This is a genomic window from Clostridium oceanicum (assembly GCF_039521385.1).
GTDB lineage: Bacteria > Bacillota > Clostridia > Clostridiales > Clostridiaceae > Clostridium_F > Clostridium_F oceanicum.
In genome coordinates this window covers 561,133-576,196 of the sequence record NZ_BAAACG010000010.1, presented here as the reverse complement: position 1 = coordinate 576,196, position 15,064 = coordinate 561,133, and the positions used below count along the sequence as shown (strand labels likewise).

11 protein-coding genes are annotated in these 15,064 nt (G+C 25.9%); 7 read left to right on the top strand and 4 right to left on the bottom strand.

The window, feature by feature from the left end:
- Positions 1-131: 131 nt before the first annotated feature.
- Positions 132-2,240, bottom strand: coding sequence for a methyl-accepting chemotaxis protein (locus ABDZ71_RS13050; RefSeq protein ID WP_343762442.1), 2,109 nt, complete (start codon positions 2,238-2,240; stop codon positions 132-134).
- 433 nt (positions 2,241-2,673) lie between these two features.
- On the opposite strand from ABDZ71_RS13050, the gene ABDZ71_RS13045 reads away from it, so the two are divergent.
- Both ABDZ71_RS13045 and recQ read left to right on the top strand, forming a co-directional pair.
- Positions 2,674-3,069, top strand: a complete 396-nt coding sequence (locus ABDZ71_RS13045) for a DUF6979 family protein (protein WP_343762106.1) — start codon at positions 2,674-2,676, stop codon at positions 3,067-3,069.
- A gap of 98 nt (positions 3,070-3,167) precedes the next feature.
- Positions 3,168-5,297 (top strand): DNA helicase RecQ, encoded by a 2,130-nt coding sequence (recQ, locus tag ABDZ71_RS13040; protein ID WP_343762105.1) that lies wholly within the window; start codon positions 3,168-3,170, stop codon positions 5,295-5,297.
- Between the two features lie 75 nt (positions 5,298-5,372).
- Here the strand turns inward: recQ and ABDZ71_RS13035 are convergent, their stop codons facing one another.
- Together ABDZ71_RS13035 and ABDZ71_RS13030 are read right to left on the bottom strand one after the other, a co-directional pair.
- A complete protein-coding gene (locus ABDZ71_RS13035; RefSeq protein WP_343762103.1) occupies positions 5,373-5,696 on the bottom strand; it encodes a hypothetical protein in 324 nt (107 codons plus the stop codon).
- Between the two features lie 141 nt (positions 5,697-5,837).
- On the bottom strand, positions 5,838-7,097 hold the full coding sequence (locus ABDZ71_RS13030) for an aminotransferase class V-fold PLP-dependent enzyme (RefSeq protein ID WP_343762101.1): 1,260 nt from the start codon (positions 7,095-7,097) through the stop codon (positions 5,838-5,840).
- Positions 7,098-7,347: 250 nt separating this feature from the next.
- On the opposite strand from ABDZ71_RS13030, the gene ABDZ71_RS13025 reads away from it, so the two are divergent.
- Positions 7,348-8,295, top strand: a complete 948-nt coding sequence (locus ABDZ71_RS13025) for an MYG1 family protein (RefSeq protein WP_343762099.1) — start codon at positions 7,348-7,350, stop codon at positions 8,293-8,295.
- A gap of 177 nt (positions 8,296-8,472) precedes the next feature.
- Positions 8,473-8,892, top strand: a complete 420-nt coding sequence (locus ABDZ71_RS13020; protein WP_343762097.1) for a hypothetical protein — start codon at positions 8,473-8,475, stop codon at positions 8,890-8,892.
- 165 nt (positions 8,893-9,057) lie between these two features.
- On the opposite strand, the gene ABDZ71_RS13015 is transcribed toward ABDZ71_RS13020, so the two are convergent.
- Positions 9,058-10,377, bottom strand: coding sequence for an APC family permease (locus tag ABDZ71_RS13015; protein WP_343762096.1), 1,320 nt, complete (start codon positions 10,375-10,377; stop codon positions 9,058-9,060).
- 580 nt (positions 10,378-10,957) lie between these two features.
- Here ABDZ71_RS13015 and ABDZ71_RS13010 point away from each other — a divergent pair.
- The 3 genes from ABDZ71_RS13010 to ABDZ71_RS13000 all read left to right on the top strand — a co-directional run bounded on the left by ABDZ71_RS13010 (position 10,958) and on the right by ABDZ71_RS13000 (position 14,942).
- A complete protein-coding gene (locus ABDZ71_RS13010) occupies positions 10,958-13,144 on the top strand; it encodes a type IA DNA topoisomerase (protein ID WP_343762095.1) in 2,187 nt (728 codons plus the stop codon).
- Positions 13,145-13,390: 246 nt separating this feature from the next.
- Entirely contained in the window at positions 13,391-14,227 is an 837-nt protein-coding gene (locus tag ABDZ71_RS13005; RefSeq protein ID WP_343762094.1) for an ATP-binding cassette domain-containing protein, read from the top strand.
- The gene (locus tag ABDZ71_RS13000) at positions 14,214-14,942 is read left to right on the top strand and encodes a hypothetical protein (protein WP_343762093.1); all 729 of its coding nucleotides are present in this window, start codon (positions 14,214-14,216) and stop codon (positions 14,940-14,942) included. Before ABDZ71_RS13005 ends, ABDZ71_RS13000 begins: the two co-directional genes overlap by 14 nt.
- Positions 14,943-15,064 lie beyond the last annotated feature (122 nt).

Here is a 15,064-nt window from a genome sequence, read left to right as displayed (position 1 = left end):
TTAAATTATTATATATAGCTTCTAAATTAAAAAAGATATAAAGATATATAGTAAATTTAAAATTTAGAAGCTTATTTATAATATTATATTTTCATGGAATTTTCATTTTCATAGAAGTTTTAATTTATGATTTAATCGATATTAAATTTCATTATAATTTCTTTTAGTTTATTAACAAGGTCCTCTAAATTGTTAGCTGTTTTAGATATTTCTTGTGAATTCATAGATTGTTCGTCTATAGAAGATGAAATTTCTTCTGTACAAGCGGCAGATTCTTCTGATACAGCAGATATTTCATGTATAGAATTTAGTATCTCATTTTTATCTTTATTTATAGAGGTTACATTATTAGCTAAGTTATTTATTTTATCTAAAGATTTAAGTATTACTGAATTGATTTTTTTGAAATCTTCTTTAGAAATTTCCATAGCTTCTGAAGCTTTATTTGAAGCATTTATAACTTGATCCATGTTGTACTTGGTAGTATTTACTTCATTTTGAATTTCATATATTATATTTTCTATCTTTTTTGTTGAATCAGTAGTTTCATTAGAAAGCTTTCTTATTTCTTCAGCTACAACTGAAAAACCTTTTCCAGCTTCACCAGCTCTTTGTGCTTCTATTGCTGCATTTAATGCAAGTAAATTAGTTTGTTTTGCAATAGAATGAATAGTATCTATTATACCTACTATAGTTTTTGATTTTTCGGATAAAACATCAACACTTTTAGAAGTTTTTTGTCCTAATGTATCATTAAGTTTAATTCTTTGGAGTAATTCATTAAAAGAATTTATACTGTTATTATTTATATTATTTGTAGTAGTGGAGTAATCTTGGATTACTTTTATTGATTTTATTATAGTATCTAGTTCTTTAGAAAAATGTTCAAGTTTATCAACGCTTTTTTCAGCAGAACATGCTTGTTCTTGAGCGCCTTTTGCAAGTTCTATAACTGTAGTAGATATTTGCTGTGATGATTTAGAAATTTCATTTGTAGATGAAGAAAGTACAGTTGAATATTTAGAAGTTTCTTCAGAATTATTTTTTAATACTTTTATTATTTCTGATAAGATATTTCTTAAATTAAATACTTCTTTAGATATGATTCCACACTCGTCTTTGTATTTTAAAAGAATATCAAAATTTTTATCATAAGATAAATCTAAATCTCCTGTTTTTTTTATAAGTTTAGTTGTAAGAGTAATAGGATCACTTAGCTTTTTACCTATAAACCAGGCTATTATTGAGAATAATATAATTAAAAATATTACAAAAGTAATTATAAATATTTGAAGTTTTGTAAGGCTTTTAAAAATATCAGAAGTTTTAGCAGTGACTACCATAATATTACCATTTGAGAGTCTTGAATATCCTAAAATATTTTTATTCCCGTTAAGAGTATAATATCCTATTCCAGTTTTATTTTTCACCATATCTTTTGTAATGGACTTTAATTTACTATCTTTAAAGTTTTTTAAATTATCCTTAGATTTTGAATTTTTATAGACTAAAAATTCAAAGTTTTTGTTTAACAAAAATGCATAACCGTTATTATATACTTTTACGTTATTAATCATTTTTACATAATCATTAAAATATAAATCAATTGCTAGAACTGCTATTAACTTATTATTTTTATATATAGGTTTAGTATAAGCTATTCTCATATCTTTTTTGAGAGAATTATTTTTTTCTTTAGCGTCTTCATGAGGATCACTCCATATAGCTTTTTTACTTTTTGAAGGATTATAATACCAGCTCATATATTCATTAGTTTCTTTGAAATCATCTATTTTAAATTTATTAAGTTTTTTAAAATCTCTATTTTTACTTGTTCCTTCATAACAAACTTGATATAAATTTTTAGTTATTTGAGGGTTAAATATTAAACAGATACCTAAAGTTTTATTCTCTCTTTTGGCTATATTTTTAATAAAAGGGTCTACAGAATTGTAGTATGATTTCATATATTTTGGAGATGATATTGCTTTATCAATATTAAAGCCAGAAACTAACAGGCTTTCAACATTTTTTGCAGTATTTTCAGTATTTAAAAGTAACTCATTAATATTATTGGATTTGTTTTGAGAAATATCGGTTAATCTTGCTTCAGCTTCTTTTTGTATAACAGATTTACTTTTTAGTATAGATATACTTCCAATTAAAAAAGATGTAAGCAAACAACAAATAGTTATTGCTAACATTATCTTATATCGTATACTAGAATTTAATTTTTTCATAAGTTTCAAATTTATACAACTCCTCTATCAAAATGTATCTATTGTAAATATTTTCGGAATACTTAGAGAAAACTTTAACAATATTCTTTAAATTTAATTTAAAAAACAAATTAAATTAATTGAAAATGTTTACAAATAAATTCCTTAAAATGAACTGGATTAAAAAAATAATATAATACCAAGTTATGTTATAATTTTTATGTAAGTAGAGAACCCAAATTTGTAATTTGGAGTGAATCACTTACTCAGAGGAAGAATGAGTCTGAGTTTCATAAGTAGAGAACCCAAATTTGTAATTTGAGGTGAATCATTTACTCAGAGGAAGAATGAATCTGAGTTTCATAAGTAGAGAACCCAAATTTGTAATTTGGAGTGAATCACTTACTCAGAGGAAGAATGAGTCTGAGTTTCATATAAAAAGAGGTGAATTACTATGAACAATTATGGTATTATAGCTTTAAAAGCAGTGGAATTTATAAAAAAGGAAAATTTAAATCCAAAAGAGGCTTGGAATATAGCTGCAATAGAAGTTTTTAAAGATAAAGAGACATCTATAAAAAAAGAGTGCCCTAAAAATACTTTTTTAGGATTATGTGAAGAAGGATTAGTTAAGTTTGTTAAAGAAGGAAGGTATACTACTTCAGTAAAGAATAAAAGTTATGCAATTAAAGCAATTAGCATTTTAGAAAATAAAAAATATGATGATAAAGTTACAGCAAAACAGCTATGGAATTTAGTTATGGCTGGAGAAAAGAAAAGTCATAATTCTCAAATGAATGTAGTATTAGATTTGTGGAATAATGGATTTATAAATGATATGGATTTATAAAATAAATAGTAAACAGTTCTATTAATAATAAATTAGGTAAGACTTATAAATGTAGTAAATATTTTAGATTGTGTTACATGAATTTAAAAGGAGGAGCAATGGATATACATAATTTATTAAAAAAGTATTATGGATATGATGAGTTTAGAAAAGGACAGGAAGAAATAATAAATAACATATTAGATAAAAAAGATACATTTGCTATTATGCCAACAGGTGGTGGAAAATCTATATGTTATCAAATACCTGCATTAGTTATGGAGGGGATAACCTTAGTTATTTCTCCTTTAATATCTCTTATGAAAGATCAAGTAGATTCTTTAAATAGTTTAGGTATTAATGCAGGGGTAATAAATAGTACTCAAAGTACTGAAAAAGTAAGAGAAACTATGTATAAAGCTTCAAATGGTGAATTAAAGTTATTATATGTTGCCCCAGAAAGATTAGATTCAGAAGCTTTTTTTATGCTTCTTCAAACACTAGAGGTTTCACAAGTTGCAATAGATGAGGCACACTGTGCATCTCAGTGGGGACATGATTTTAGACCAAGTTATAGAAAAATATCACCTTTTATAAAAAGATTAAAACCAAGACCTGTGATATCTGCTTTTACTGCAACAGCTACAATAGAGGTTAAAAATGATATAACAAATATTTTAGAACTTAGATCTCCAGAGGTTTTTGTTACAGGTTTTGATAGACAAAATTTAGAATTTATAACTTATAAAAATGAAAATAAAAGAGATTTTATATTGGATTATTTAAATAATAATAAAGATAAATCAGGTATAATATATGCAGCAACAAGAAAAGAAGTTGAAAATATATATACATTATTATCAAAGAAAGATATTTCAGTAGGAAAATACCATGCAGGTATGGATGATTTAGAGAGAAAAGAAAATCAAGAGAAGTTCTTGTATGATGATATAAAGGTGATGGTAGCTACTAATGCTTTTGGAATGGGTATAGATAAGTCAAATGTTAGATATGTAATACATTATAATATGCCTAAAAATATAGAAGCATACTACCAAGAGGCAGGAAGAGCTGGTAGAGATGGAGAAGATGGTGAATGTATACTATTATTTAGTCCTAGAGATGTAGTACTTCAAAAATATTTTATAGAGCAGACAGTTTTTTCTACCGATAGAAAAATTTCTGAGTATAGAAAACTTCAATCTATGGTTGATTATTGTTATACAACTAAATGTTTAAGAAAGTATATATTAGAGTACTTTGGAGAAGAAGATGTAAAAGATAAATGTGACAATTGTAGCAACTGTAAAGATAGTAGCGAAGTTGTAGATATAACCATAGATGCTCAAAAAATATTTTCTTGTGTTTATAGAATAAGAGAAAGATATGGAGTTACAATGATAGCCGAGGTTTTAAGAGGGTCAAAAAATAAGAAGGTATTAAATCTAGCATTCGATAAGTTATCTACCTATGGAATAATGAAAAATTATACTATAAAAGAAATAAAAGATTTAGTTAATGTTTTGGTAGCGGAAAGATATTTACTTCAGACAGAAGAGGAATTTGCTGTTGTAAAACTTACAAATAAAGCTATAAATGTGCTTAAAAATAATGAAAAAGTAATGCAAAAGGTTCACAAGAAAAAGAAAGCTGTTAAAGTTGATAATTCATTATTTGATATACTTAGAAATATAAGAAAAGAAATAGCAAAGAGAGAATCAATTCCACCATATATTATATTTACAGATCTTTCATTAAGAGAAATGAGTAAGAAAATACCTTTAAATAAAGTTGAAATGTTAGAGATAAAAGGTGTAGGTGAAAAGAAATTTGAAAAATATGGAGAAGAATTTTTAGAGAAAATTATAGAATACAATGATGAAAATAATATTAGAAATCTAGAAGAAGCTGCTTTAGATTCTGATAAGTCTAAAGAAAAAGACAAAAAGAAAAAAACTCCAAGTCATGTTGTAACCTATAATATGTTTTCTAAAGGGTCTTCTATAGAAGATATATGTAGTGAAAGAGATTTAAAAGATAGTACTGTTAAAGAACATCTTTTAAAATGTGGACTTGAAGGACTTGAAATTGACTGGGATATGCTTATACCAGAAGAAAAAGAAAAGATTATTTTAGATACAATAAAAGAAATTAATAGTTATAGATTAAAAGAGATAAAAGAAAAATTACCTGAGGATATTGATTATTCTACTATTAAAGCAGTTATATGTAAGCATAAAGCAGTTTAATATTTTTACAGTTTTAATTTTAAAATAATAAATAAAATGTGCTAGAAGATAAGTTAGTATATATAAGTTAAGGAATTAAAGAGATTTATCTAACTTATTTTCTAGCATGTCTATATGTTTTTTTAGTTCTTTGATTTCTTTTTTTAAGTCATTTAAATCAGAAGTTGATTTTTTCTTATTTTCATAATTACAAGTGGAAGAATTAGAATTATTACAGCTCTTTTTAGAATTAATATTTTGAGCTTGTGCGTTTATTGTTAATATTGCTTGACCTAATGTTTCTAAAAAGTTACCAAGAACGTTTTGTTGGTTTAAGGTTAGGTCTTTAGAAAGTAATATTCCTATTAGTGAAGATAACAAAACTAGTTGGTTTGGCGAAATTACTTTTGATTTTTTCATATATACCTCTTAAAACTAGTATACTTTCATTTTATTATATGATGAATTGTTATTTAAAGTGCAATAGATAAAAACTAAAGACAAAAGGTCTATAAAATATTAGTCTTTATAAACCTTTTATCTATTATTAAATTAAAGAAACTATAGTTTTTTAAGAGCATTAATAAAACTGTCAACTTCACTAAAACTGTTATACATTCCTAAACTTACTCTTATTATGCCATAAGGTTTGCCAGTTAGATATTTTGCATAAGCGTCTTCAGCACTAACTCCAAGGAGTGACTGAACATATATATCTGCTCCGGCGCTGCCAGCGGCTACTTCTATTCCATGATTATATGCAAGGTAGTCTGCAACATCTGTATGATACATTCCTTTTATATTAAAAGAAATATAAGGTATATTTATTTGATTTGAATTTTCAGCATATATTTTTACTTTAGGAATAGTTTTTAATCTCATTTTCATATAGTCATATAAAGCTTTTTCATATTCAAAAATATTATTCATACCTAGATTTTCAAGAAATTTGATAGTTTGTCCTAATGCCATAATCCCAAATATATCTGGAAATCCAGCTTCAAAACGTGTAGGTGGATCAGAGTAAATTATCCTTTTGCTACTAACAAATTTTGTGATTCCTGCTCCTTCTAAATAGGGCCTATATTTTGAAAAAAAATCATTAGGACCTATTAGTACACCTCCATCAAAGGGAGTATAGCATTTGTGCGCACTAAATACTACAAAATCTATATGCTCGTCCATGGAATGAGGTTTCATAGTGAAGGGTTTGTGTTGAACTAATTGAACTGCGTCAACTAATATTTTTGCTCCGTATTTATGAACTAATTTTGCAATATCATAAATTGGCGGAGTAATACCAGTTACGTTGCTAGCTCCTGTTACTGTAACTAATTTTACTTTTCCTTTATACATTTTTAATTTTCTTTCAAGATCAAGCAAATCTAATTCTCCTTTTTTTGTAACTTTTACTACTTTTGTTTTAAATCTTGTTACAAAAGGTAGATAATTAGCCATATGCTCCATAGCTGTTGTTATAACTATCTGATCTGGGTCTTCTTGACACAATAAATTACTTATTAAATTAATACCTTCTGTTGAATTTTTTACATATATAACTGTATCTTTATTTTCATCTCCTTCTACAAAATTGAGGACAACATCACGTACATCATCATAATTTATGGTAGTTCTTTCTCCTAATGGACCAGGAGCGTCAGTATAGGTTAGAAGAGGAACATTACAATCTACCTTATGCATTACAGGTTTTAAAGCTAGAGTTGTAGCAGCATTATTAAAATATACTCTTTTAGTTAGGCCAGTAGTAGTTTCTACTGGAATATTTGCACCTTCAATACAGTGAGATAAAGGATTAAACAATTATTTTTCCTCCTTCCAATTAAAAAAGACTTTCTAAATATAATTTTTAATAAAAAGCCTGTCCATTTATACTATGCAAAGAAGGATAGTAGGTGTTAAACATATGTAAATAAATAAACAAACGATCAATAATATATTGCCTACTTGTTTATTTAAATGCATCTTAATATAAATAGTGTACTTTCCTTTTGAAAAGTGTTACAATTGCATTTGTCTAAAAATCACAATAAAAAAGGTAGTTGATATAGAAGTGAAAAAAGAATTTAAAAAAGTCGGAACTCATGATGGGAAATTTCATGCTGATGAAGTTATGGCAACAGCTATACTAAAAGAGATTTTCATAATAGATATAACAAGAACAAGAGATAAAAAAACACTAGATGGACTAGATATAGTTTATGATGTGAATGGTGGAGAATTAGATCATCATGGTGTTAATAAAGTACTTAGAGAAGATAAAATACCCTATTCATCTTGTGGCCTTGTATGGAATAAGTTTGGAAAAGATGTAATAGCTTTTAAAGACAAAAATTTAAATGAAGAAGAAATTGATGATATTTTTAATTTTATAGATAGAGGGGTAATGGAAGGAATAGACGCTTTAGATAATGGTATATGGATAGACAAATCAGAGGTCCCTTTAATGAATATTTCTTCAATTTTATCAGGATTTAATCCAGTGTGGTATGAGAAAAGTAATGAGAATGAGAATTTTAATAGGGCAGTTGAATTTGCATCATCAATTTTAAATAATAAAATAAATTTTAAAATATCTGTACTTAAGGCTAAAGGGAAAGTGATGAGAGCCTATGAAAGTAGGGAAATGCCTGAAGTTGTTATACTTGATACATATTGTCCTTATATAGAAGCCCTTAAAGAAGTTGATAAAGATGAGAGAATATTGTTTGTAATTTTTAAAACTAAAACTAATTATATTATGCAAACTGTAAGAGGAAAAGATGGTGAAGATAGAAAGAAACTACCTAAAGCTTGGCTTGGTAAAAGAGATCAGGAACTTGCAAACGTTACGGGAGTTAGTGATTCAATATTTTGTCATACAGGAAGATTTATTGCAGTAGCAGGTTCATTAGAAGGAATTAAGAAATTAGCTGAGCTTGCAATAAAAGAACCCTATGAACATGAAAGTATTATGAATAAAATTATAAAAAGTGTAAGAAAATTATTTATAAAGAAATAAATTGCCTAATAAATTTTATGCTAAATAGCTGTATGTTAGCTTTATTTGTAGATATATGTTCACAATTAGTGTTATAATAAACAAATGGTTACTAGAAATACAATATAAAAAGACTTTAAAATAAAATATATAATCAGAAAATAGTGACCAAATAAATATGTAAAGTGAGAAATATAAATGGAATTTGAAAATTTAGAAAAGAAAATAAATAGGTTAGATAAGGATATTGAAGCTTTAAGAAGAGTTAAACATTATTTATCAAACAAAGACGAAATAAATGAAATCAGTGATACCTTAAATAAGGAAAGACAAGTATATGCAGATGAACTTTATTTAGGTGATGGAAAAGCTTATACAGAACTTATGGAAATTATAGAAGAACTAATGGATAAAGAATTAGTTAAAGAAGATCAAATAGAATTACTAGAAGATATAAGAAAAATATATGGAAGAAAATCACCAAATGTAACTAAAAAGAGTTATGGTCTTAATGCATGGTTTAAATTTCTTCAAGTTCAGTGTGAGTGGATTGAAAATGAAAATAGAGATTGGTCAACTTTAATTATAAAAGGAATTACACCTAAAGATAATAATTAAAAGATTTATTAGATTTTTAAGGTTTACTAATAAATTTTGTAATTTATTTTAAATGTTAAAAGTTAATATTTAAAATAAATGTGAAGTTATAATAAAAGCACACTATATTGATTAGATATCAATATAGTGTGCTTAATTTTTATTTAGATATAAATTATTTGTATGCTATTTTTTCCTGTAAAATAATAATCCTGAAAGAAATACAAAAATAGAAATACCTAAATCAACTTTTACAGAAGGTTTAGTAAGACCACCATATACAACTATTGCAGCTCCTATCATGGCAAGAATAGGAATAATATATCTTTTCATAAAGGATAAATCTTTCATTTTTGCCATAAATACAATATAAATTATAATGTAAAATCCGTATATTAAAGCTATAGGTAGCTCAGAGATATCTATGAACATTTTATTAGGGAATAATCCTTGAAAGTTCATATACCAAATGCTCAAGTAAATACAAATTAGAACAAAGTTTGCTATAGTAGAATTAGTAGGAGTATCAGTTTTTTTATCTACTTTAGAAAAAACTTTTGGTTTAATTCCTTGTCCACGAATAGCTAAAGAATAAAAAGAACGGGATCCTCCAAGTATAAGGCCATTTAAAGTTCCAAGACAAGAAACTATTACAAACACTGTAAGAATAGATGCTCCAACATTTCCAAAAATAGTTTGAGCTGCAATGCTAACAGCTTTATCTCCTTCTTTTAAAATAGTTTCAGATGGTATAATTCCTACTATACCAAGGAAATAAACAACATATATAATTACTATTACGATACTACCAAACATAAGAGCTTTAGGTAAAGTTTTTTTAGAATCTTTTATTTCACTATTAATTGTTGTAGCAATAATCCATCCTTCATAGGCAAAGGCTGTTGCAAGTACTGCTGCTGCAAAACCATTTCCACCAGAAACTGTGCTTGTTACTGTAGCAAAATTATGAGATAATGTTCCATTATTAATTCCTAAAAATATTCCAAATACAGCTATAATAATTAAAGGAATTAATTTAATTACTGTTGAAGTAACTTGAAATTTTCCTGATAGTATTGGTGAAAGATAATTTAAAAGATATATTGCTAACATATATATTATAGCCATAATCCATACAAAATTACCTTCTTTGTTAAGTAAAATACCAGTATAATTAGCAGCTACCCATGATAGTACTGCAGCTAGTGCTGGATAGTATATGATACCATTAAACCATCCTATTAAATATCCAAATCTTTCTGAAATTATAGCTTCACCGTAATCCACAATTCCATTAGATTTTTCAAATCTATTAGAACATTCTGCAAAAACTAAAGCTCCAAAAATCATAGAAATTGCACCTACAACCCATGCAAGTAAAGCTAGGTTTACACTTCCACCAGAAGCTTTAAGAACGTCATCTGCTTTAAAAAATACACCTGAACCAATTACTATGCCAATAACCATGGCAATTGTGGTCCAAAGACCAAATTTCTTTTCTAACATATTATTTCCTCCTTGGTATGTTTCTTCAAATTGTTGGGAATTTTTTGATAATTATAATAATAGAATTATTCCTTCGTTAAAAATCATTATATAGAGGTATACATAATTCGTCAATAATTTTTAAAGTTTTTTAATATAATTATTATAATGATTTTAATGATAACGTTTTAATATGGAAAAATAAGAGAAAATATATTTTATTATACATATTACTTAAATTTTTAAAAGACTAGATTAGGATAAAATATTAATATATTAAATTTTTGTTTTATTGAGAGTTAACTGATGTTTTTTATAATATATGTTAAGTAAAAAAAGTAAATATTTATTAATTAAAAAAGAAATTTTTTAATATATGTTTTTGTCTTTAAGAGATTTAGGGATATGAAAATAAATAACAAGAAAAAACAGATTAGAATACAGATTGGTTATTTGTTTGAATCTACTTTATACTATATAATAATAAAGTCTATGAATTAAAAATTGATATGCTATAATATTTATGTGAAATAATGCAAAGAATTATTGGAACAACTAGCATTGACAGATCAATTATAACTTAGAGGGGAGTATATAGAGAATGAAAAAAGTTATTATTGCGGAAAAGCCCTCTGTTGCAAAAAACATTGCTGATGCTTTTAAAATTAAAGGTAGAAAAGATGGATATTTTGAAGGTGATAAATATATAATTACTTGGGCATTTGGTCATCTGTTGCAGCTATATGATGCAAAAGATTATGATGAAAATATGAAAGGCTGGAGGCTTGAAAAGTTTCCCTTTATACCGGAAGATTTTAAATATAAAATAAAATCAGACAGTAAAAACAAAAGTGTTCAAGATAAAGGAGCAACTAAACAATTAAATATAATAAAGAGTCTTATAGATAGAGAAGATGTTGAATCAATTATATCTGCAACTGATTATGATCGTGAAGGGCAAGTTATCTCAGATGAACTTTTTATATATTATGATGTTAAAAAGCCTATATATAGGCTTTTATTAAATGAATGGACAGAAAAGGAAGTTAAAAAAGGTATAGAAAAATTAAAATTAAATTCAGAAATGAAATCTCTTCAAGATGCAGGAGTAGGAAGACAAATTGCAGATTGGATTATTGGTATAAACTTAACTTCTGTTGCAACACTTAGGTATGGATTTGAAGATAACAAAATAATAAACATAGGAAGAGTACTTCTGCCTACACTTAAAATTATTTACGATAGAGATAAGGAAATAGAAAATTTTAAAAAAACTAGTTACTATAAATTTGTTCAAAATTTCAAAACAAAAAACAACGATGAATTTGATACTTTATACTATGAAGAAAATGAAAAATTTGAAAGTAAAGAATACTTAAATGAAATAAAGAAAGCTATAAAAGACAAAAAGGGAAAAATAGTTAATAAAGAAGTTGAGAAAAAAAGAGAGTATCCAGGTCCCCTTTTTAATCTTTCAAATTTACAAGGTCATATTACAAGTAAATATAAAGGATGGACTTCAGATAAAGTTTTAAAAGTAGCACAATCTCTTTATGAAAAGAAGTTTACAACCTATCCTAGAACGGGAAGTATAGCCCTTGAGGAAAGTTTAGTTGATAGGGCAAAAAATGTGCTAGAAAAAATAAAAGTAGGACTTCCATATGAGGATCAAATTAAGTTTGTTAAATCAAAGAGAGTATTTAATAATGCTAAAGTAGAAAGCCATAGTGCTATAACACCAACTTATGTAAGACCTTCAAAACTTACTCCTGATGAAAGAATTGTTTATGAGGCAATTAAAAATAGATTTATAATGCAGTTTATGCCTGTAGCCGAATATGAAGAAACTAAAATAATAATAAAAGTAGATGATGAAAAAGCAAAAGGTGAATTTAGAAAAAATGGTAAAGTACAGCTGGTTGAAGGCTGGAAAGTTGTTGAAAAAATGAAGAGCAAAGATACAATACTTCCATTAATTGAAAAAGAAGAATTATTAGATGTTACAGATGGTAAAGTTAATAAAGTTACTAAAAAGCCTCCTAAACATCATACTGAAAAAACACTTCTTAGAGTTATGGAAACCTGTGGCAAAAGTTATAAAGATGATAATAGTGATAAAACTGATGGTGAAGAAAGCGAAGAAAATACAGAAAAGATGATGAATGCTATACTTAGTGGATTTAGTATAGGAACACCAGCAACTAGAGCTGAAACCATAAAAAAACTCCAGTATATAGGTTATATAAAGGCAAAAGGGAAAAGTTTAGTATGTACAGATCTTGGTAAAACCATAGTTGAAATATTTCCAGCAAAAGAGCTTTTAGACTTAGAATATACAGGGAAATTAGAGAAAACTCTTTCTGATATTGAAAAAGGGAAATTCGAAAAAAGTGAGTTTTTAAATCTTATTTTTCAATTTACTAAAGGAGCAGTAGAAAAGATAAAAAAAGATACATCACTTCTCCACAAATTTAAAGTAAAGCTTCCAGAAGGAGCAGAAGAAATAGGGAAATGCCCTATATGTGGTAATCCGGTAATAGAAGGAAATAAAGCCTTTGGATGTATAAATTGGAAAAATGGTTGTAAATATACTATTTGGAAAGACGACAAATACATAGCTTCTTTTGGAAAGAAAGTTTCTAAAGAGATGGTTAGATTGCTTCTTAAAAATGGAAAAGTTGGTTTTAGAAATTTAAAGAGTAAAAGAGGAAATTTATTTAGTGCTTATTTTAGATATGAATTAAATAAAGAAACAGGATACTTAAATTGGAAAATGGAATTTATATAAAAAAGCTAGCTTATTATATTTATATGTAATGAGCTAGTTTTTTTGATTTTTTAAAATGGAGTTAATAAATTAATTTTAATAGTTTCATTTTTATTGAAACTTATATGTTTACTTCAATATATCAACTAGTACAATTATGCTAGTTTATTGAAATATATTATAAAATTTACATAATAGTATAATATTATACATAGTTTGGTATTGTGAATTTAATATAATTGTAGTTGTATTAATGGGAGGAGTATTATGGATAAATTAATTGAAATGAAAAATATTACAAAGAATTTTGGTAAGGAAGTTATATTACAAAATCTTAATATGACAATTAATAAAGGTGATTCAATTGCAATAGTTGGTCATAATGGATGTGGTAAAAGTACACTTTTAAAAATAATTTCTGGTTTGGTTTCAATAAAAGAAGGAGAAATTAAATATCATAAAGATTTGAAGTTTAATTATGTACCTGAAAGATTTCCTAAATTATTAATTACACCTAATCAATATATCCTTAGGACTGGATTAATTGAAGGGTTGACTAAAGATGAAATTAAAAGTAGAGGATATGAATTATTTAAAAATTTTTTTATGGAAAACATGATAGACATACCTATAAAGTATCTTTCAAAAGGATCTATTCAGAAAGTAAGTGTTGTACAAGCTTTATTAACAAAGCCAGATATATTGCTTTTAGATGAACCTTTATCAGGACAAGATGTTGATTCACAAAGAGTATTTATAAAATTAGTAAACAAGCTAATAGGAGAAGGAGTTACAGTTGTGATGTCTTGTCATGATAATATATTGATTGATAGCTTGGCCAATTTAGTTTATAAAATTAAAGATAGGAATATTGAAAAGGTAAAGAATATAAAAAGAGAAAATAAGAGTTACGATATTTTAGTTTTTAGAAAAAATATGAAATTAGAAGAAAAGTATAAGAATATAAAAGAAAAGATTGAAAAAATTGAAATTGATGAAAAGAAAATTAAGATGGTTGTTTCTTGTGATAATAGTAATTTAGTAGTTAAAGAAATGCTAGATTATGGTTATGAAATCAGGAGGATGTATAATGAAAACTTTTAATTACCTATTAAAATATCATCTAAGTTTATATTTAAAAACTAATAAATTTATAATGCCAATGGTTTTGTGGATGGGGTTTATGGCTGTTTCATATTCAGTAAAACCTCAAGATTTTGTTTCAAGTGCATTAGTTTCAATGGGAGTTTTATTTCTTATAATGGCATGGATTAGTTTTTCATATTTAGAGGATATAGATATTGTGTCAGAAGAATTGATTTTATTAAAATCTAGAAATAAAACAATATATTATTTAAGTAAAAATGTATTCTTGATTATTATAGGATTATTTATGAGTATTATAGGGGTTGCTTTTCCAATTATCAGAAATGCATTAGATAGATTTGAATTCTTTAACAGAAGTATTACTGTAGGAGATATTTTTTCATCGTTATTATTACATATTATTTTTGCAGCCTTAGGGTGTTCATTATGTATTTTGTTTCAAGCAAGATGTATTAAAAATAGAAAAATAGCAATTGAGATGCTTATATTAGCTTTAGTAGTATCTATTATTAAAATTGCAATAATACAAAAGCTACCTTTAATTAAATATGTTACTTGGGTTTTACCACCTATATGTGAGATATTAAAGGTTCTAGGTGATAAGAATTTCTTTTATATTGGAGATATTGTAAAGTCTATAATATATGGTAGTGTATACATATTTGCTTATAACACTATTAATATTCACATACTTAAAAAAAGATTATTTTAATTTTTAATTGTAAATCTATAATAATAAAATATTTTTAAATTAATACAATAACAATATTGTAATATCAACATAATATTGGTATAATACAATCGAATAAGTTTATTATAAATTTATTTCGATTG

Coding starts and splice junctions, on each gene's coding strand:
- ABDZ71_RS13050 (WP_343762442.1), bottom strand. CDS start 2,240: ATGAAAAAATTAAATTCTAGTATACGATATAAGATAATGTTAGCAATA.
- ABDZ71_RS13045 (WP_343762106.1), top strand. CDS start 2,674: ATGAACAATTATGGTATTATAGCTTTAAAAGCAGTGGAATTTATAAAA.
- recQ (WP_343762105.1), top strand. CDS start 3,168: ATGGATATACATAATTTATTAAAAAAGTATTATGGATATGATGAGTTT.
- ABDZ71_RS13035 (WP_343762103.1), bottom strand. CDS start 5,696: ATGAAAAAATCAAAAGTAATTTCGCCAAACCAACTAGTTTTGTTATCT.
- ABDZ71_RS13020 (WP_343762097.1), top strand. CDS start 8,473: ATGGAATTTGAAAATTTAGAAAAGAAAATAAATAGGTTAGATAAGGAT.
- ABDZ71_RS13015 (WP_343762096.1), bottom strand. CDS start 10,377: ATGTTAGAAAAGAAATTTGGTCTTTGGACCACAATTGCCATGGTTATT.
- ABDZ71_RS13010 (WP_343762095.1), top strand. CDS start 10,958: ATGAAAAAAGTTATTATTGCGGAAAAGCCCTCTGTTGCAAAAAACATT.
- ABDZ71_RS13005 (WP_343762094.1), top strand. CDS start 13,391: ATGGATAAATTAATTGAAATGAAAAATATTACAAAGAATTTTGGTAAG.
- ABDZ71_RS13000 (WP_343762093.1), top strand. CDS start 14,214: ATGAAAACTTTTAATTACCTATTAAAATATCATCTAAGTTTATATTTA.